Below are 17,728 nucleotides of genomic sequence, written 5' to 3'. Positions count from 1 at the left end.
CTTGTCAACTAAGTCAATGGTGTCTTCTGCTACTCAGTGTATCGTGGATCATTCGCGGGCATGTGCTGATTTTCTCTCCTCAAAGTAACGCAACTGCCGCCAACCCACAAAATTGGCATAGGGCTGGCGATCGCCCATGCATTCAGCCACGTGTTCTAGGGGAGACAAGTGCTTGGGTTCTGCCCCTGCCAAGCGTTGATAAAGCGCCAGATCAGAGGCGGGGTCACTGCGTTGGCCATCCCGCAGATAGTAGGACACCCGCGCACAACGTGCCACAGACATATACTTACATTCCTCCAAACTGTATTGTTCCCGTTCATGGGCGTCAATATAGGGAAGGTGCCAATCCCCCACAGCCACGGGTGTCGGTTCATGGGTTTCCAGCAGATGCTGAATGAGCTTAGCCAAGGCTTGCATTTCGGGCTGGGCATCGGGGTGGTTGCGCAGACGCAAAAAGTTTTCCCACTCCGTGCTACTCACCACCGTTTGCATCCACATCCACGGTTCCAGCATGCGGTTCACCACCTGCTTGTGAATGCCTAATTCATGGAGTTGGCGTGCCCCCTCCAGAACCGCGAGGCGAGTTTTCAACCAAATTTCCTTTGCGGCCTCCTTGTGCTCACTCTCTTGGCGCGCCTGCATGCCCCGCTGGTTTTGCCCCCAATGGTAGGGAATCACGGGATCCTCTTCTACTTGCGCCATCATTTTTGTGACTGGTACTGCCCGTGAACTGGCGGAATTACGGGAAAACACGCGATGGGTGAGCAGTTCACTATGGATAAAACGCGGATACGTTAGTTGCAGCGTCACCAAGCGCACCCCGGCTGGCGAAATCGAATCGGCAATCACACGCCCGTCTTGCATCTTTGTCTCTTCTGAATCTCTGCCTTTTCTAGGCTAGTGCAAGGGGAACACCGTCCGTGCGATCCGCAACCGCAAAGCGCGTCAACCTTGATGCTGTGGCACAGTGGAACTAGACCTGTTGTGGATATACTTTCCCATGTATGCGGTTGTTTCTCCAGCCAAAATTATTCTTCCCCCTGGCAGTGTCCTACGCATGCCCGGTACGTGGCAAGATTACTGTTGCCTCCGCGACAGCCGTGGCGATGGTTCGATTCCCCGCATCAAGTTTCGTCGGGGGGAAATTTTGCTCATGAGTCCCTTACCCCGTCATGGCCGTGAAGCGAATATCGTTGCCGATGTTGTCAAAATTTTGCTGGATAGTGAGGAGCGCAATTACGAAGCCTTTACACCGATCACCATGGAGATTCCTGAGATTGGCGGCATTGAGCCTGACTATTGCTTCTATATTGACAATTGGACGGCAGCCGTCGGCAAAGACCGTATTGATTGGCAAACCGATCCGCCGCCCGACTTGGTGATTGAAATTGATGTCACTACCTATACAGCGGCTGAGGATTACCTTCTTTACCGCGTTCCTGAAGTGTGGCTCTTCAAGTCAACGGGCTTGAGCATTTATGCCCTCGATGGCCAGACCTATGTCCCTCAATCCAAAAGCCGCTATTTTCCAGAAATTAACTTAGTAGAGTTGATGAGTACTGTCCTCGAAGAGGCGGCAACCCAAGGCACAGGAGCTGCGCTGCGACGGCTGCGGCAACAGTTTGCCCGTCAATAATAATTAATTTAATAAATATAATTAATTGGCTTATTAGTGCGAAACTTCTATAGCAATGACACGCGAAGTTGCTTGTGTTCCCGAGTCTCTAAAGTCATACGTCCAGATTGACCAGTGGGGGACAGTTCCCGTTGTTCTGGGACACGGTTTTGGTACTGATAAAAGCGCTTGGGATTACCTAATACCTTTCTTGCCTAAGGGCTTCACCTATATTCGTTATGATCTTGCAGGCTGTGGTTCTGATGAAGACACGCTGCGCCGTTACAACCTGCAAAGACACAGTCATTTGTATGGCTATGCGGATGATCTCATTGAACTACTGGATAGCCTTGGCATCCAATCTTGCATATATGTTGGTCATTCGGTCAGTTGCATGATTGGGGCAATTGCCGCGATCGCCAGACCTGACTTGTTTCAACGACATATCTGGCTTAACCCCTCCCCTTGCTATCTCAAAGATGAGAATTATCCCGGCACCCTTACCCCCGAAGATCTACAGGCCATTTATGACGCAATGATCACCAACTACCAAGCATGGGCTGCGGGTTTTGCTCCCCTAATGTTTGGTGTGACCGAGAATCACCGGCTAGCTGATTTTTCTAAAACCCTCTTTCGATTGCAACCAAGCATTGCCTTGCGCACACTTCAGGTCATTCTTGACTCTGATACAAGAGCTTTTGTAGCCAAAGTTTCTCAACGGGTACACCTCATTTTTAACCGTGACGACTTCGTGGTTCCCCAGCCTGTGGCACTGTGGCTGCATAGGAAACTGCAAAACAGTACACTTGATTGGATCGAGGCTCAAGGTCATCTCCCCCACATGACCCATCCTGAGACCGTTTGTCCTTTAATCAAAAAATATATAATTTACTCAGACTAGGGCATGGGCAAAAGTTTGTACGAATACCTACCCCGCCAACTTCTCCCTGCTCCCGATGCCATTACCGCATTTTGTTATCTCGTCGCGAATTGGTCTCAGTCTGACCTTGTCCTAGCGCTCACTGTCAATGACCAAGGCCATCGGGCACAAGTTATCGCGACAACCAGCACCACCCAATTTCCCAATGTCGAAATCATTGCCCCTTGGCCAGATTTGGTTGAGGGGGCGGTCATTGATATCACGCCTTTTCTAAAACTGCCTTCTATTTTTTTCTGCCTTTTGGATAAGGTTGAGCGAATCGTTTATATTCCCTGCGGTGAGCCGGAGCAGTGGCGGCAAGGGTTGCTATTGGTGAATCCCGTAGAGGGGGGACTCTGGCCACTCGCAGAACAAAAAGTCTACATTGCAGCTCTTTACCGGCAACTGTTGGCTAATCATCGCCAACGGCAAAGCAGCTTCATCTTTGAGGTGCAGTTTCAAGATATTTTCGATACGGTGCCGCTGGGCTTGGTTTTGATCAAGGGGGATGGCTCTACAGCAATGGTCAATTCCTATGCCAGTCAATGGTTGCAACTGCCAGCGGGGAGCCATCCAGTTCAACTCGTTGCCGAACATATGAAACAGGCACGGGAGAGATGCGATAACCGCGATGAGTTAACCAAAATTTTTCAAGGCTTGAGTGCCGATCCAAACTTCAGTGCTCAGGGGGAATGTCTCATGGGCGAGAAAACATTCCTTATTGATACCCATCCAGTACGAGGTGACAGCCGGCTAGGGCGTGTCTGGATCTTTTCCGACATCAGCGATATGCGCCAGCGGGAGCAAGCACTTTTGGCCTTGGCTTGGTTGGATCCCCTGACTGGAGCCTTTAATCGCCGCTTTCTGTTGAGTCGGGTTGAGGCTTACCAGTCCCAAGCAGTGACAGGGGAGGTGCTGTTAACTGTCATGATTTTCGACATCGATCACTTTAAGTGCATCAACGATACCTATGGTCATGATCAGGGCGATGTGGTTCTGCGCACGTTAGCGGCAAGGACAAAGCAGGTGATAGAGGCCTGTAAAGATAGTGTTTTGGTTCGCTGGGGAGGTGAAGAATTTGTGCTGTTGTTTTTTGCCACCAATGAAGACCATGCTAAATCCGTTGCCGAGGAACTTTGCGCTGCGGTGAGAAACCAACCAATTGAACTAGGGGATCAGAAGTTTTTGACTGCAACCATTAGTTTGGGTGGCACGCTTTTTCGACCCGGCGAACAAGTGCTCAGTGACTCGATTCCTCGCGCGGATCAAGCCTTGTATAAGGCGAAACATGGGGGGCGCGATCGCTGGGTCTGGGAATGACACTCTGCTCCTAACCACGCCCGCGAACTTGAGTGAACGTTCTATGGTTATTGACACTCCCGCTGAATAAATTCGGGGGATTCTCACGCAGTTCAAAAGTGTTAGTGGCCAATCCCCACATAGCGGAAGCCCAGTGACTCTAGCCCCTTGCGATCCAAGAAGTTGCGGCCATCAATGAGCACAGGTTGGTGCATCACCTTGGCCAATTTCCCATAGTCCACCTCTTGGAACTGTGGCCAGTCGGTCACCAATACCAGAGCATCACAGCCATCGGCGAGGTGCAGCAAATCCGTTTCCACAATCACATGGGAGAGGCCCGATCGCAGGCCAGACTGGGACACGAGGGGGTCATAGGCCTTAACCTTGGCACCCAAGCGATGCAGTTCCTCGATCAGATTAAGGGCAGGGGCATCCCGTAGATCATCGGTGTTGGGCTTAAACGTTAACCCCAAAAGGCCAATGGTTTTACCTTTGAGGATTTTTAGCACCTGTTGCAGTTTTTCAATAACAATAAACCGTTGCCGTTGGTTCACTTGAACCGCTGCTTTGAGCAACTGGGCATCGTAGCCGTAGTCTTCGGCCGTGTGGATGAGCGCTGAAACATCCTTGGGAAAACAGGAGCCACCCCAGCCCAAGCCCGCTTGCAGAAATTTCTCGCCAATACGGGAATCTAAACCAATCCCCTTGGCCACTTGAACCACATCCGCCCCGACGCGATCGCAAATATTGGCAATTTCGTTGATAAAGCTGATTTTAGTGGCTAAAAAGGCATTGGCAGCGTACTTAATCATTTCCGCCGAACTGAGATCCGTCACCAAAACAGGCACGGGGGGCAAGGTGGGATCAGCCGCATACTTGCGTTCAATGATCGGCGCATAGAGTTCCTGCATGATTTGAATCGCTTTGCGGCTACTGCTGCCCAAGACAATGCGATCGGGATTAAACGTGTCATAGACCGCTGAGCCTTCCCGCAGAAATTCAGGGTTGCTGACCACATCAAAATCCAATGGCGGATGGGTCGCCCCGCCTTTAATGGCATCGGCTAAATCGGGTTCTCGCTCAACCACACCATCGAGAATAATCATCCGCACCCAGTCCCCTGAGCCAATCGGCACTGTGGATTTGTTGACAATGACTTTGTACCCCAAATGCAGATGGGCACCAATGCCCCGAGCAACGGCTTCCACATAGCGGGTATCGGTTTCGCCATTGGGCAGGGCAGGCGTACCGACCGCAATAAAGAGCACTTCACCAAACTCCACCCCAGCGCCAAGATCACTACTGAAGCGAATGTGGCCACTGGCAATGCAACCACGGAGCAACTCCGTCAGACCGGGCTCATAAATGGGGGATTCCCCCTGTTGCAGCAGTTTGACTTTATCAATGTTGTTGTCAATGCAAATCACCTCATGGCCAATATGTGCCAAGCACACTCCCGTCACCAAGCCCACATAGCCGGTGCCGATCACACATACCCGCATTTCCTGTGGCCTCCCTAAACTTCCACCATCATAGGCGTATAGGGCACACCCAACCGCTCGGCAAAGTCAGGAATTGTGCGCTGCAGCCCCTCTAGGAGGGGGATGGTCGGTTGCCAGCCCAACACCGTGCGAGCAAGGGTAATGTCAGGACGACGGCGCTGGGGATCATCACTGGGCAGGGGCTTAAACTGAATTTCCACCCCCGGATTAATCAGGGCTTGGATTTTTTGGGCTAGCTCCAGCACGGTGTATTCATCAGGGTTACCAAGGTTCACAGGGCCAATGTGATCGCTATTCATTAGCCGAATCAACCCTTCCACCAAATCGCTGACATAGCAAAAACTGCGGGTTTGGGAGCCGTCCCCATAAACGGTGAGGGGAATGCCCTGCAAGGCTTGGACAATCAAATTGCTGACTACGCGGCCATCGTTGACCTGCATTTTCGGGCCATAGGTATTAAAAATCCGTGCCACGCGAACATCGACATTATTCTGGCGGTGGTAGTCAAAGGTGAGGGTTTCTGCCACCCGCTTGCCTTCGTCGTAGCAAGATCGGATACCAATGGGGTTGACATTCCCCCAGTAGGACTCAGATTGGGGATGCACCAACGGGTCACCATAGACTTCTGAGGTGGACGCAAGGAGAAACCGTGCTTTCACACGTTTGGCCAACCCCAGCATGTGGAGGGTACCCATGACATTGGTTTTAATCGTTTTGACGGGGTTGTACTGGTAGTGAACTGGCGAGGCGGGGCAGGCCAAGTGATAAATTTGATCCACCTCAAGGCGAATCGGATCAGTGACATCGTGGCGGATCAGCTCAAAATTGGGGTGACCCATCCAGCGCAGAATGTTGCGCTTTGTACCCGTGAAGTAGTTGTCAAGGCAAATGACCTCGTGACCCGCTTCCATCAGCCGATCAATTAAATGGGAACCAATAAACCCAGCGCCGCCAGTAACCAGAATACGCATTGTGTTGTCTAAATAGAGTTACGCTATTCCTTTGCCTCAGATTAGCACGAGTTCATAGGAAGCCCGCAATGTCTCATTCCAGTCCGCGATCGCTCCCCCCTCGGCAGTTGCCTATCCCCGCCGCCGCTAGTCCACAACTACAGCAGGCCCTTGCCCAACCCCTAGAGGACATCATCGAAGCAGTGATCCATGCCCCTACGGATGAGCAGGGTTGGCGAGACTTCATTGCCGCTGTCGATGATGCCCAACGGCCTAACCTTGCCCTGCTCAAGGCGCACTATCCAGTGGAGATCCTCGCCACCGAAATGGCGGGGGTTAGGGTCTATCAAATTGTGCCCCCCCAGATACCTGAGCAGTTTCGTCATCACTTGCTCCTCCACTTTCACGGCGGTGGCTATACCCTTGCCAGTGGCGAGTTGGGCATTGGCGAAGCTATCTTAGCTGCCTATCGCTCTCAAAAAAGAGTCCTCAGTATTGATTATCGTCAAGGGCCTGATGAGGCTTTTCCCGCAAGTTTGGAAGATGCTTTGGCGGTGTGGCAAGCCTTAATTCAAGTTCAAGCACCGGCCGCCATTGGTCTTTTTGGCACCTCAGCAGGGGGTGGGTTGCTCTTAGCTTTGGTGTGCGAGCTACGGCGGTTAAATTTACCGCTGCCGGGGGCGATCGCTCCCCTGACTCCTTGGGCTGATCTCAGCAAAACCAGTGACACCCTATTTAGCCACGAATATATTGACAGCACCATCGTCAGCTATGAGGGCATGTTGGCGACGATGGCACGCCGCTATGCAGGCAGCTATGATCTACAGCACCCCCTAGTGTCCCCTTTGTACAACGATTTACAAGGATTGCCCCCCACCCTGTTAATTTCTGGCACCCGTGATTTGCTCCTCAGTGACACCGTGCGCTTACAACGGAAACTGCGACAGGCTGGCGTTGTCGTTGAGGTACAGTTGTTTGAGGGGATGTCCCACGCGGATTATCTGTACCATTGGCAAACCCCCGAATCCGAGGAAGTTTTTGCAGAGCTGGCGTCTTTTTTTAATCGGTACTTGGCCAATGCCCCTAGCCCAAGCCAAACTTAAGGGCACGTCCACGCACGTCGGTATTCACCCGCCCTTGGCTAAAAACAATCTCACCATTGACAAAGGTGTAAACGGGCCACCCCGTCAATGACCAGCCCTCAAAGGGACTCCAGCCGCATTTGGTGAGCAGTTCCTCGCGGCGCACTGGGCGATAGGTCTGCAAATCCACGAGCACCAGATCCGCATCGTAACCGGGGGCGATTTTGCCTTTATTGGGAATTTCGTAGGCCGCAGCAACGGCAGTGGACATCCAACGCACCACTTGGGGCACAGTACAGCGACCGGCCATGGCTTGGGTCAACATCAGGGGCAAAGAGGTTTCCACCCCCGGCATACCCGAAGGGCTTTGGGGATAGGGCTGCGCTTTTTCCTCTAGGGTGTGGGGGGCATGATCGGTGGCAATAAAGTCAATCACCCCATCCAATAGTCCCTGCCAGAGTTTTTCATTATCTACTGCGGTGCGTAGGGGCGGGTTCATTTGGGCAAGGGAGCCAATTTTGGCATAGGCCTCTGTGGTCAGCAATAGGTGCTGGGGGGTGACTTCCACCGTTATCCAAGGAAGCTTGTGCTCGCGCAGAAAGTCCACTTCAATCCCTGTGGACAGATGGAGAATGTGCAGGCGGCGTTCGTATTTACGGGAGAGCTTCACTGCTAACTGGGTGGCGTTGAGGGCAGCAATCTCATCTTGAATTTGCGAGTGTACGGCCACATCGGTCATGCCGGCAAATTGTTCGCGACGGGCACGGATTCGCCCTTGATCTTCGGCATGGACAGCAATGAGGCGCTTGCCCTCACTAAAGATACGGTCTAAGATTGGCTCTTCATCCACCAAGAGGGGGCCGTGCATTGACCCCATAAAAATCTTGATGCCACAGACGGGGTGGACGGTGTTGAGGACGGCAAGGTTATCCTTAGTGGCGCCAATGAAAAAGCCATAGTTAACAACACATTTGGCGGCAGCACGGGCTAGTTTATCGTCGAGGCTGGCCTGATCAATCGTCAGGGGACGGGTATTGGGCATTTCCAAAAAGCTGGTGACTCCCCCCTTGGCACAGGCACAACTGGCGGTAAATAGATCCTCTTTGTGCTCTAATCCCGGTTCGCGAAAATGCACTTGTGGGTCAATTACCCCCGGCAGTAGGGTTAAGCCCGTTGCATCAATCACGGTATCGCCGGGGTTCACGGTTACGGTGTCTGCCACTTCTGCAATGCGATCGCCCTCAAGGCGCACCTGTTGCTGTCGCAGTTCTCCCTCTGGGGTACAAATCACCGCATTCTGGATTGCGATCGCCACCCTGTTCTCCTTCAAAATTGGCTCTCTCCCTTGATCCTACTGACATCTGGAACCCAAAGGGCGTATATCAAAAACTATAAACATCTGTAATACCTGTGGTGATAAAAATTTGCCCCAGATCTATCTTCGGAACGGAAATAAAACCCTTATACTGTAGAGCGTGTCTGTAGGTGGGGCGCGATCGAATCGCTATGGAATCTGGTATTGACTTACAGGGGCAGTTTATTAGTGCATTGGAATCCCTTGGCCTCTCCCATGATCTGGCCAAGCTACTATGGCTACCCCTGCCAATGTTAATGATGCTCATTGTGGCTACCGTGGGCGTACTGGTAGCCGTTTGGCTAGAACGGAAAATTTCTGCCGCTGTGCAACAGCGTATTGGCCCGGAGTACATTGGCCCATTGGGGATTTTGGCTCCCTTGGCCGACGGCCTAAAACTGATTTTTAAGGAAGATGTTCTGCCCGCGAATACTGATCGCTGGCTGTTTACCCTTGGACCAGCGGTGGTCGTGATTCCCGTCTTTTTGTCCTATATTATTGTCCCCTTTGGCCAAAACCTACTGATCTCCAACTTGGCGATGGGGGTCTTCCTCTGGATTGCCCTCTCCAGTATTGCGCCCATTGGCCTGCTGATGTCGGGCTATGCCTCCAACAACAAATACTCCCTACTGGGGGGACTGCGGGCAGCGGCACAATCCATTAGCTATGAAATTCCCCTTGCCTTGGCGGTGTTGGCGGTGGCCATGATGTCCAATGGCTTGGGCACAGTGGAAATTGTTGAGCAGCAGTCGGAGTATGGCATCCTGAGTTGGAATGTCTGGCGGCAGCCCATCGGCTTTTTAATCTTTTGGATTGCGGCTCTGGCAGAGTGTGAGCGCCTCCCCTTTGACTTGCCAGAGGCTGAGGAAGAACTCGTGGCTGGCTACCAAACAGAGTACGCTGGCATGAAGTTTGCCCTCTTTTACCTTGGTGCCTACGTTAACCTTGTGCTTTCGGCGCTCTTGGTGAGTGTTCTTTACTTCGGTGGTTGGAGCTTCCCCATTCCCCTAGAAACCATTGCCAATCTCCTTGGGGTGAGTGAGAGCAATCCCTTTTTGCAGATTGCCTTTGCGGTGTTGGGCATCACGATGACCCTGATTAAAGCCTACTTCTTTGTCTTTTTGGCGATTCTGCTGCGCTGGACAGTCCCCCGTGTACGCATTGACCAACTCCTAGACCTAGGTTGGAAATTCCTATTACCCGTGGGTCTAGTGAACTTGCTACTGACCGCTGGCTTAAAGCTCGCCTTTCCCGTAGCCTTTGGCGGTTAAGAAACTCTCCATTCCCATGAGGTGACACCATGAAATTCCTCAATCAGATTACCAACTATGCCAAAGAGGCAGTGCAGTCCGCTAAGTACATTGGTCAAGGCCTCTCCGTTACCTTTGATCACATGCGGCGGCGACCCGTGACGGTGCAGTATCCCTACGAAAAACTCATTCCTTCGGAACGGTTTCGGGGACGAATTCACTTTGAGTTTGACAAGTGCATTGCCTGTGAAGTGTGCGTGCGCGTCTGCCCGATTAACCTGCCGGTGGTGGATTGGGTCTTCAACAAAGAGATCAAGAAGAAAGAACTCAAGCACTACAGCATTGATTTCGGCGTGTGCATCTTCTGTGCCAACTGTGTGGAATACTGCCCCACCAATTGCCTCTCGGTAACAGAGGAATACGAGCTGGCCACCTACGATCGCCATGAGCTGAACTACGACAGTGTGGCAATGGGACGCATTCCCTACAAAGTGACCCAAGACCCGATGGTGACCCCGATCCGCGAGTTTGCCTACCTGCCGGCGGGGGTGATGTCTGGCCATGATTTGCCTGCGGGTGCCCAACGGGCCGGAGAGCGTCCAGAGGCGATCGCCAACACTGCTGAATCATCTGAGAACTAGGAGTTGTTGCTGTGGACTTAGCCACCCTGACCCAAACGATTACCTTCTTTGCCCTTGCCGGTGCAGTGATTGTTGCTGCCCTTGGTGTTGTGCTCCTGAACAATGTTGTCTATTCTGCCTTCTTGCTGGGGGGCGTGTTCCTGAGCATCTCTGGGCTGTATATCCTCATGAATGCTGACTTTGTCTCAGCGGCACAAATTCTCATCTATGTTGGCGCGGTGAACGTTCTCATCCTCTTTGCGATCATGCTCGTCAATAAGCGCGAGGCCTATACCCCAGTGCCGGGGCGTTGGCTGCGTCAGGGGGGTGCCGCTGTGGTCTCCCTTGGCGTCTTTGCCCTGCTGACAAAAATGATTTTGCAAACCCCTTGGCAACTCAGTTCCCTGCCGCCCACGACTGACAGCATCACAACGATTGGCCAGCACTTTTTCAGTGATTTCCTCTTGCCCTTTGAATTGGCCTCGGTCTTGCTGCTGATGGCCTTGATTGGGGCAGTGGTTCTCGCCCGTCGCGAACTGGTCTTGGAACCTGAACCCATCTTAGGGGAAGAGGTGGTACCCCCCTTGGAGTTGCCGGAACGTCCCCGTGAACCTGTAGCCTTGTCTGAAAAATAGGGAAAGACGATGCAGTTAACCTATGTTTTGATCTTGGCAGCACTGCTGTTTTGTATTGGCATCTATGGCCTCGTCACCAGTCGCAATGCGGTGCGTGTGCTCATGTCCATTGAGTTGCTTCTGAATGCTGTCAACCTCAACCTGATTGGTTTTGCCAACTATCTGGATGGCCAGCAAATCAAAGGGCAAGTCTTTGCCGTGTTTGTGATTACGGTAGCAGCCGCCGAAGCAGCCGTGGGTTTAGCCATTATTTTGGCCATCTATCGCAACCGTGACACTGTTGACATGGAGAAATTCAACCTCCTGAAGTGGTAGGCTAGAAGTTGGAACTTGCTTCCCTCAATTGCCGTCTACTTTCAAGAACCAGTGTCAGCAAAAGGGCAATCACCTATGACAGTGCGTCTTGGTAAATCGGTCACTTATCTGTCGTTAATGGCATTGGGGGCAGCCGCTGCAATGTTTGCCACCCACCTGATGCCAGCGTCAACGCCCTTGGTGACCCCCAGCTTGGCGCAGTTACCAGCACCGCTACCGGCGGGAAATGACATTAACTTTATTGCCCGTGCTGTTGACCAAGTCGGCCCGGCGGTGGTGCGCATTGATGCCTCCCGGACGGTGCAGACCCGCGTGCCCGCCATCTTTAATGATCCTTTCTTTCAGGAATTTTTTGGGCCAATGATGCCCCCCCGCAGCCGTGAAGAACGGGGTCTCGGGTCTGGCTTTATCATTAGCAGTGATGGCTTGATCCTCACCAATGCCCATGTGGTGGATGGTGCCAACCGCGTCCGAGTAACCCTCAAGGATGGCCGCACGTTTGAGGGGCAGGTTCTGGGTCAAGACCGTCTGACCGATGTGGCCGTGGTCAAGGTGAATGCCAACAATTTACCGGTGGTGCGCCTTGGCAATTCTGATAATTTGCGCCCCGGTGAGTGGGCGATCGCCATCGGCAATCCCTTGGGTCTGGATAATACGGTCACTGCGGGCATCATTAGTGCAACGGGACGCTCTAGCGGTGATATTGGTGTGCCCGATAAGCGAGTGGGCTTCATTCAAACCGATGCGGCCATTAACCCCGGCAATTCTGGTGGCCCCCTGTTGAATCAACGGGGAGAGGTGATTGGCATGAATACCGCGATCATTGGCGGTGCCCAGGGCTTGGGATTTGCCATTCCCATCAACACGGCTCAACGAATTGCCAACCAATTGATTGCCAATGGTCGGGTGGATCACCCCTTCTTGGGTATTCGCATGACCAATCTCACCCCTGAGGTGCAGCAACGTCTCAACGCCAATCCCAATAGTCCCGTGCGCGTGCAGGAAAGTTCAGGGGTTTTGATTTTTCAAGTCCTGCCCAACTCCCCGGCCGCCCGGGCGGGTCTGCAACCGGGAGATGTGATCCGCCGTATCAATGGCCAAAACATTACCAAAGCGGATCAAGTGCAGCAAATGGTGGAAAGCACAGGCATTGGTCGCACCATGGAACTGGAAGTGCGCCGTAGTGGCCAAACTGTAACTGTGGCCGTGCAGCCGGCTCCCCTCCCTGCCCAAGCTAGTCGCTAACGTGCTGACGGCCGTTCTGATCATTCCAACGGGCATTGGGGCTGCCATTGGCGGCTATGCGGGTGATGCGATTCCAGTGGTTCGTGCCTTGGCGCAGGTGTGCGATCGCCTGATTACCCATCCCAACGTTCTCAATGGGGCGATGCTCTATTGGCCGCTGCCCAATGTTTGGTATGTCGAAGGCTATGCCCTTGATGAATTTGCGGTTGGCCGTTGGGGATTGCTGCCACCGCGTCCCAATCGTATTGGTCTGTTACTGGATGCAGCGATTGAAGCGGATCTGCAACTTCGCCAGCGTCAAGCAGCGGCGGCCTGTTCTGCCACCTTGGGTTTAACCATTACGGAACCTGTGATTACAGATGAACCCTTGGGAGTGCAGTTACAAACCGCGGCCTCCGGCGCAACATGGGGCACGGTGGCCAACCCCGCTAGTTTATTGCGGGCGGCAGAAAAACTGATGCAAGCAGCTCAGGCAGAGGCGATCGCGATCGTCACTCGCTTTCCCGATGATTCGGGCACAGACGCATTGCACCACTATCGCAGTGGCCAAGGTGTGGATCCCCTCGCCGGGGCGGAAGCGGTCATTAGTCACTTGGTTGTCCAGCACTTTCAGATTCCGGCAGCCCATGCCCCCGCCCTGCAACCATTGCCCCTAGAGGAGACTGTGCATCCCCGTGCCCTTGCTGAAGAAATTGGCTACACCTTTTTGCCGTCCGTGTTGGTGGGGTTGAGTTGTGCTCCCCGCTATAGCCCAACTGCCCCACAGGCGCTGTGGCGACAGGACGTAAATGCCGTAATTGTACCCGCCACTGCCCTTGGTGGACGGGGAATTCTGGCCTTGGCGCAGCAGGGTGTCCCGATCCTAACCGTGGCTAACAATACCACAACCCTCAATGTGACAGGTGCCGATTTGGGGATAGAGACAATTCCTTGCCAGTCCTATGCCGAAGCCATTGGCGTGCTGAGTGCAATCAAGGCGGGGGTATCTTGGCAGAGCGTTACAACAGCAACCTGAAAAAATTTTTGCCTCCTGTGCATACCGACCCTATCGCCAAAGGATAACTCAATAGACATGAGTGGAGAGGCCAGCCGATGAACGCAACCTTTGACCCCCAAGACCCCATTCAACACCTTCTGAGTGAAGTGGCAAAGATTAAGGAGTTTTTGCGAACCCTGCCCGTGGACTTAAACCAAAAGGATCTAATTGCGATTGCTGAAGAAGAGGGGTGGGAAGTGGTCCGTGGCGGTTATCATACCCGAAATGCGAAGCGGCCGGGGTATCCAACGGTGAGTCTGTGTGGTCACGGCAACGCTCCCTTACACCCCCTAACAGCCCGCAATATTGTTACCCGCCTGCTCCAACCCAAGCAAGACCGCTTGATGAAAACATTGGGGGAACTGGTCTGGCAAGCCGGTGGGATTGTGGTTGATGGGGTCGCTTCTGAGGAGAGTGATATTTCTCTGTGGCAGGAGTTAGCGATCGCCAAAGCGCGTGTGGAAAAATTAAAAGCCGATTGCGAAGCAGCTTTTTCCCTTGCTGACGAGCAGGAACAGCGCAACCAACAATTGCAGAGGGCAAATAACCAACTGCTGGATGAACTCGTAGTGGCTGAAGCCAAACTTCGCCAACTGGAACTCGTTAAAGAAGAAATGATCAGAAATGCCCAAATTCAACTGGCGATCTTCCGGGAGCAACAGGAGAAAGCACTGGCCGTCGCTGAAGCGATGGAGAAAAAACTAGCGGCCACTGAAGCCCAATTAGCGGCTGAACGCGAACTCAATCGGCGACTGTTAGCGGTTCTGGCTAAACTGGCTCACTTTTTCCAAAGCCTACCCATTGGTTTTCGCGAGGTTGCCCTGAAGCTCCTCCAACCAGTGCGCTTGCATCTCCAGACCTTGAGCCGTCCCTAGAGGTGAAACGCCATGGAAACGTCTGAACTCCCTCTGTCTCAACAGTTGCGGCAGGTCTTCCAAGCCGCGAATGAAAACTATGCGGCATTGCTGAAAACATCGGTGTCGTTGGTCTCTGATTATGAAGCCTATCTAAAGGAGCAGTTGCACCGTCATCAGCCAATGGTTGTTCAGCACTGGACAAGGGCACGCATGCAAAAAGCGTTTCCCTCGTTTCGAGCGGCTAAGGCCTATTTTCGCGATCGCTATGGGATTACCGCGCGCGGATTTGATGAACTGGTGGCACGGGTCAATGCGGCAGAGGATGTGCTGGTTCACCTCGGCTATGCGGTGCGAGCCAATGCCCAGATGGCCCCTGAATCTATGGCTCTAGCCCCCAGAGCTGAATCTGCTAGGCAATTGCCTTGAGACGCTCTTCACGGAGCAGGTCTAGGATAGACTCCCGCTGCTGCACAAAATCCAACTGGCGTTTGCAGCTAAAGGTGCGATCGCTGGGCAGATCAATAACCACCTCTTGCTTAACGTGCCCCGGAGACGAAGTGAGCACGTAGATGCGCTGCGCTAGGAATACTGCCTCTTCCACATCGTGGGTAATCATGAGAATGGTTGTGCCCGTGCGGCGCCAGAGATCGAGCAGGAACTCGTGCATCATCTCCTTAGTTTGGGCATCCAAGGCACCAAAGGGTTCATCCATCAATAGCACTTGGGGTTCTGTGACTAGGGCGCGGGCGATCGCCACCCGTTGCTTCATCCCCCCTGAGAGTTGATGGGGAAAAAGATGGGCATAGCGTGCTAGACCGACAATGTCTAGGTAATGGCGCACGCGATCGCGCCGTTCCCCCTTGGCTAGCCCCTGCAATTTGAGGCCAAATTCGATATTGTCCTGTACCGTCAGCCATGGGTAAAGGGTATAGGTTTGAAACACTAGCCCGCGATCGCTGCCGGGACCGGTCACCACCTGTCCATCCACCGTTACGTGTCCTTGGGAGGGTTGCTCTAGGCCGGCAATAATCCGCAGCAGGGTGGTTTTACCGGAACCAGAGGCACCGAGGACACAGACAAATTCACCACTGTTGATGTAGAGATTCACATTGTCTAACACCAACAATCGTCCCCGGCGGGTGAGAAACACCTTAGAAACATTTTGAACATCGAGGTGCATCGTTCGTCCCTCCCCTAGGCTTTGCGAAAGGCCCAACGACAGGTTCGCCGCATCAACAGGCGCATCGAGAGATCCAATGTCAGGCCAATCAGACCCAATACCAGCAGACAGGCAAAAATTTCATCGGTGCGAAAGAAACGCTGTGCCAATTGAATCCGTCTGCCTAGACCTTCATTGGCGGCAATCAACTCCGCCACAATCACCAAGTTCCAAGAGGCGGCAATGTTCACCCGAAAGGCATCCAGCACATTGGGCACGATATAGGGCAAAATGACCTGCGATAGTACCTGCCAGCGCCTGCCCCCAAGGGTATAGGTAACCTCAATCAGCTCCTTGGGGATAAACTTCACCGCATCCATAATCATCAACACATTAAAAAAGAGCGTGCCAATAAAAATCAGGGCAATCTTGGGTTCCTCGTCTAGGCCAAAGTAGAGAATTAACAGGGGAATAAAAGCTGGTGCTGGCATATAGCGCAACAGGCCAATAATGGGTTCGCCAAGGGCGCGAATACTGGCAAAGGCACCCATACCGACGCCAATGGGCACCGCCACCAAAGCGGCCAAAACAAAGCCCGTCGTCACCCGTGTAAAGCTGGCGATCGTATCCGTGAGCAGTAGTCCCTCTTGCCACAATCGTCCAAGCGCAGCAACCACCATTTGTGGTGTGGGCAAAAAGCGCGGATCTGCCCAAGCACTGTGGGCAATAATGATCCAAGCCACCAGCGGCAACAGCAGTGAAAGGGCATTGAGGCTCAGTTGGAGAACTTGGGGAATGGCTTCACGGATCCGCCAAAATACGGTGGGAGAAAGAGTTGATCGGAGCATTGCCGCCTTCACCATTGTTGTTGTCATAGGGTTCGCTCATTAACGTTTTAAGTAGCCTCGAATAAATTGATCATCAAAAAGATTGCTCATGTCGGGCACCTTGGGGATAAAGCCGACACTCACCATAAAGTCCGCCATTTTCTTAGCCGCATAGGGCATGTGTTTCATACTGTTGCCCTCACTGAAGGCTTCGAGGTTGTCCTCAGGGGTAAAGAAAATAATTCCCTCAGAAAACAGCTTCAGTTCCTCAGGGGTGACTCCCGCCCGTGCCGCCATAATCTCATCCGCTCGCTGCGGATTTTCCTGCATGAACTTGCGAATATCAAACCAAGTATTGACAATGGCTTGCACATCCTTGGGTCGCTCATTGACCAGTGTTTGACTCACGACCAGCAAGTCGGGAATCGCTCCCGGAAAGGCTGCTGAGGAAATTAACTCCTTACTGCCGGGGCGCTCTAAGGCCTTCGCCCAAAAGGGAGGAAATGCGCCTACGGCATCCACTTGACCCGCCACAAAGGCCGCCACTGCTGCGCCCGTTTCCATGGGGACAATCTCGACATCCTTACGGGAATAACCGGCCTGATCAAGCGCCAGCGCCAAGAGGAAGTCATCCACCACCCCCTCCTCGATCGCCACCTTTTTGCCAATCAAGTCCTGAATTGTGTTAATTCCTTCACGGACGATGATCTTGTCGTTCCCTGCGGAGTTGTCGTTGACCAGCACAACAACGGGGGGCACAACCGCCTGATCAATCATTGAGATGGTATCGTTGAGGGTCTGGGCATTGCCATCAATTTGACCCCCAGCAAAGGCTTGGATGGACTCCAGATAGCCATCAAACCAGCGCATTTGCACATCCACCCCATTGGCCTTAAAGAGTCCCTCCTGTTCACCAATGGCCCAAGGCCACCAACCTGCCCATGAACTGTAGCCCAGAACAATCGGACGTTGGGCTTGTTGAGGCGGCGTACAGCCTTTAGCGAGAATAGCGAGGGCAGTGGCACTAAGGCCAAGCAGTACAGAACGTCGAGAGGTCATCGCC

General features: G+C 53.0%; 19 protein-coding genes. 12 read left to right on the top strand and 7 right to left on the bottom strand.

Translation table 11 applies throughout. The annotated features are described in order from the left end of the window. Window positions 1–48: 48 nt before the first annotated feature. Window positions 49–864: an FAD-dependent thymidylate synthase gene (locus tag KV190_RS03170; RefSeq protein ID WP_460194561.1), complete on the bottom strand. Its 816-nt coding sequence runs from the start codon at window positions 862–864 to the stop codon at window positions 49–51. Between the two features lie 136 nt (window positions 865–1,000). Here KV190_RS03170 and KV190_RS03165 point away from each other — a divergent pair, with 136 nt between their 5' ends. Genes KV190_RS03165 through KV190_RS03155 form a run of 3 tightly spaced genes read left to right on the top strand, consistent with a single transcriptional unit; the run spans window position 1,001 to window position 3,854 of the window. Next, a complete protein-coding gene (locus KV190_RS03165) occupies window positions 1,001–1,636 on the top strand; it encodes a Uma2 family endonuclease (RefSeq protein WP_460194560.1) in 636 nt (211 codons plus the stop codon). Between the two features lie 55 nt (window positions 1,637–1,691). Then, window positions 1,692–2,516, top strand: a complete 825-nt coding sequence (locus KV190_RS03160) for an alpha/beta fold hydrolase (protein ID WP_460194559.1) — start codon at window positions 1,692–1,694, stop codon at window positions 2,514–2,516. 3 nt (window positions 2,517–2,519) lie between these two features. Continuing rightward, window positions 2,520–3,854: a sensor domain-containing diguanylate cyclase gene (locus KV190_RS03155; RefSeq protein ID WP_460194558.1), complete on the top strand. Its 1,335-nt coding sequence runs from the start codon at window positions 2,520–2,522 to the stop codon at window positions 3,852–3,854. A gap of 101 nt (window positions 3,855–3,955) precedes the next feature. On the opposite strand, the gene KV190_RS03150 is transcribed toward KV190_RS03155, so the two are convergent. Further along, window positions 3,956–5,335 (bottom strand): UDP-glucose dehydrogenase family protein, encoded by a 1,380-nt coding sequence (locus KV190_RS03150; RefSeq protein WP_460194557.1) that lies wholly within the window; start codon window positions 5,333–5,335, stop codon window positions 3,956–3,958. A gap of 14 nt (window positions 5,336–5,349) precedes the next feature. Next, the gene (locus KV190_RS03145; RefSeq protein ID WP_460194556.1) at window positions 5,350–6,306 is read right to left on the bottom strand and encodes a UDP-glucuronic acid decarboxylase family protein; all 957 of its coding nucleotides are present in this window, start codon (window positions 6,304–6,306) and stop codon (window positions 5,350–5,352) included. Window positions 6,307–6,374: 68 nt separating this feature from the next. On the opposite strand from KV190_RS03145, the gene KV190_RS03140 reads away from it, so the two are divergent. Further along, the gene (locus KV190_RS03140; protein WP_460194555.1) at window positions 6,375–7,388 is read left to right on the top strand and encodes an alpha/beta hydrolase; all 1,014 of its coding nucleotides are present in this window, start codon (window positions 6,375–6,377) and stop codon (window positions 7,386–7,388) included. Here KV190_RS03140 and KV190_RS03135 read toward each other — a convergent pair. Further along, on the bottom strand, window positions 7,369–8,682 hold the full coding sequence (locus KV190_RS03135) for a dihydroorotase (RefSeq protein ID WP_460194554.1): 1,314 nt from the start codon (window positions 8,680–8,682) through the stop codon (window positions 7,369–7,371). The two genes, KV190_RS03140 and KV190_RS03135, sit on opposite strands and share 20 nt — an antisense overlap. A 191-nt stretch (window positions 8,683–8,873) precedes the next feature. Here KV190_RS03135 and nuoH point away from each other — a divergent pair, with 191 nt between their 5' ends. The 8 genes from nuoH (at window position 8,874) to KV190_RS03095 (ending at window position 15,105) form a co-directional block, all read left to right on the top strand. Then, window positions 8,874–9,992, top strand: coding sequence for an NADH-quinone oxidoreductase subunit NuoH (gene nuoH / locus KV190_RS03130; protein ID WP_460194553.1), 1,119 nt, complete (start codon window positions 8,874–8,876; stop codon window positions 9,990–9,992). A gap of 29 nt (window positions 9,993–10,021) precedes the next feature. Next, window positions 10,022–10,612 carry an NAD(P)H-quinone oxidoreductase subunit I gene (gene ndhI / locus KV190_RS03125; RefSeq protein WP_310801381.1) on the top strand — a complete coding sequence of 197 codons (591 nt, stop codon included), beginning with the start codon at window positions 10,022–10,024 and terminating at the stop codon, window positions 10,610–10,612. A gap of 11 nt (window positions 10,613–10,623) precedes the next feature. Further along, window positions 10,624–11,226 carry an NADH-quinone oxidoreductase subunit J gene (locus KV190_RS03120; RefSeq protein WP_250682723.1) on the top strand — a complete coding sequence of 201 codons (603 nt, stop codon included), beginning with the start codon at window positions 10,624–10,626 and terminating at the stop codon, window positions 11,224–11,226. 9 nt (window positions 11,227–11,235) lie between these two features. Further along, entirely contained in the window at window positions 11,236–11,541 is a 306-nt protein-coding gene (nuoK, locus tag KV190_RS03115; RefSeq protein WP_011056517.1) for an NADH-quinone oxidoreductase subunit NuoK, read from the top strand. A 75-nt stretch (window positions 11,542–11,616) separates the two neighbouring features. Further along, window positions 11,617–12,786, top strand: a complete 1,170-nt coding sequence (locus tag KV190_RS03110) for an HhoA/HhoB/HtrA family serine endopeptidase (RefSeq protein ID WP_460194552.1) — start codon at window positions 11,617–11,619, stop codon at window positions 12,784–12,786. Window position 12,787: 1 nt separating this feature from the next. Beyond that, on the top strand, window positions 12,788–13,801 hold the full coding sequence (locus tag KV190_RS03105) for a DUF3326 domain-containing protein (protein WP_460194551.1): 1,014 nt from the start codon (window positions 12,788–12,790) through the stop codon (window positions 13,799–13,801). Window positions 13,802–13,878: 77 nt separating this feature from the next. Further along, on the top strand, window positions 13,879–14,697 hold the full coding sequence (locus tag KV190_RS03100; RefSeq protein WP_460194550.1) for a type II toxin-antitoxin system HicA family toxin: 819 nt from the start codon (window positions 13,879–13,881) through the stop codon (window positions 14,695–14,697). Between the two features lie 12 nt (window positions 14,698–14,709). After that, entirely contained in the window at window positions 14,710–15,105 is a 396-nt protein-coding gene (locus KV190_RS03095) for a hypothetical protein (protein ID WP_460194549.1), read from the top strand. On the opposite strand, the gene KV190_RS03090 is transcribed toward KV190_RS03095, so the two are convergent. From KV190_RS03090 to KV190_RS03080, 3 genes are read right to left on the bottom strand one after another with little or no spacing between them, the layout of a single operon-like run. Then, a complete protein-coding gene (locus tag KV190_RS03090; protein ID WP_460194548.1) occupies window positions 15,089–15,859 on the bottom strand; it encodes an ABC transporter ATP-binding protein in 771 nt (256 codons plus the stop codon). The genes KV190_RS03095 and KV190_RS03090 overlap by 17 nt on opposite strands. 14 nt (window positions 15,860–15,873) lie before the next feature. Then, window positions 15,874–16,713 carry an ABC transporter permease gene (locus tag KV190_RS03085; RefSeq protein ID WP_460194547.1) on the bottom strand — a complete coding sequence of 280 codons (840 nt, stop codon included), beginning with the start codon at window positions 16,711–16,713 and terminating at the stop codon, window positions 15,874–15,876. Window positions 16,714–16,725: 12 nt separating this feature from the next. Further along, complete coding sequence (locus tag KV190_RS03080; RefSeq protein ID WP_460194546.1) at window positions 16,726–17,724, bottom strand: ABC transporter substrate-binding protein; 999 nt, start codon at window positions 17,722–17,724, stop codon at window positions 16,726–16,728. Window positions 17,725–17,728: the final 4 nt, after the last annotated feature.

The organism is Thermosynechococcus sp. FA-CM-4201 (assembly GCF_054689355.1).
This window is presented reverse-complemented; position numbering and strand designations above follow the sequence as displayed.

What these genes read in the sequence shown, in the direction of transcription:
- KV190_RS03170 (WP_460194561.1), bottom strand. Translation starts at nt 864, where the DNA reads ATGCAAGACGGGCGTGTGATTGCCGATTCGATTTCGCCAGCCGGGGTG.
- KV190_RS03165 (WP_460194560.1), top strand. Translation starts at nt 1,001, where the DNA reads ATGTATGCGGTTGTTTCTCCAGCCAAAATTATTCTTCCCCCTGGCAGT.
- KV190_RS03160 (WP_460194559.1), top strand. Translation starts at nt 1,692, where the DNA reads ATGACACGCGAAGTTGCTTGTGTTCCCGAGTCTCTAAAGTCATACGTC.
- KV190_RS03155 (WP_460194558.1), top strand. Translation starts at nt 2,520, where the DNA reads ATGGGCAAAAGTTTGTACGAATACCTACCCCGCCAACTTCTCCCTGCT.
- KV190_RS03150 (WP_460194557.1), bottom strand. Translation starts at nt 5,335, where the DNA reads ATGCGGGTATGTGTGATCGGCACCGGCTATGTGGGCTTGGTGACGGGA.
- KV190_RS03145 (WP_460194556.1), bottom strand. Translation starts at nt 6,306, where the DNA reads ATGCGTATTCTGGTTACTGGCGGCGCTGGGTTTATTGGTTCCCATTTA.
- KV190_RS03140 (WP_460194555.1), top strand. Translation starts at nt 6,375, where the DNA reads ATGTCTCATTCCAGTCCGCGATCGCTCCCCCCTCGGCAGTTGCCTATC.
- nuoH (WP_460194553.1), top strand. Translation starts at nt 8,874, where the DNA reads ATGGAATCTGGTATTGACTTACAGGGGCAGTTTATTAGTGCATTGGAA.
- ndhI (WP_310801381.1), top strand. Translation starts at nt 10,022, where the DNA reads ATGAAATTCCTCAATCAGATTACCAACTATGCCAAAGAGGCAGTGCAG.
- nuoK (WP_011056517.1), top strand. Translation starts at nt 11,236, where the DNA reads ATGCAGTTAACCTATGTTTTGATCTTGGCAGCACTGCTGTTTTGTATT.
- KV190_RS03110 (WP_460194552.1), top strand. Translation starts at nt 11,617, where the DNA reads ATGACAGTGCGTCTTGGTAAATCGGTCACTTATCTGTCGTTAATGGCA.
- KV190_RS03100 (WP_460194550.1), top strand. Translation starts at nt 13,879, where the DNA reads ATGAACGCAACCTTTGACCCCCAAGACCCCATTCAACACCTTCTGAGT.
- KV190_RS03095 (WP_460194549.1), top strand. Translation starts at nt 14,710, where the DNA reads ATGGAAACGTCTGAACTCCCTCTGTCTCAACAGTTGCGGCAGGTCTTC.
- KV190_RS03090 (WP_460194548.1), bottom strand. Translation starts at nt 15,859, where the DNA reads ATGCACCTCGATGTTCAAAATGTTTCTAAGGTGTTTCTCACCCGCCGG.
- KV190_RS03085 (WP_460194547.1), bottom strand. Translation starts at nt 16,713, where the DNA reads ATGACAACAACAATGGTGAAGGCGGCAATGCTCCGATCAACTCTTTCT.
- KV190_RS03080 (WP_460194546.1), bottom strand. Translation starts at nt 17,724, where the DNA reads ATGACCTCTCGACGTTCTGTACTGCTTGGCCTTAGTGCCACTGCCCTC.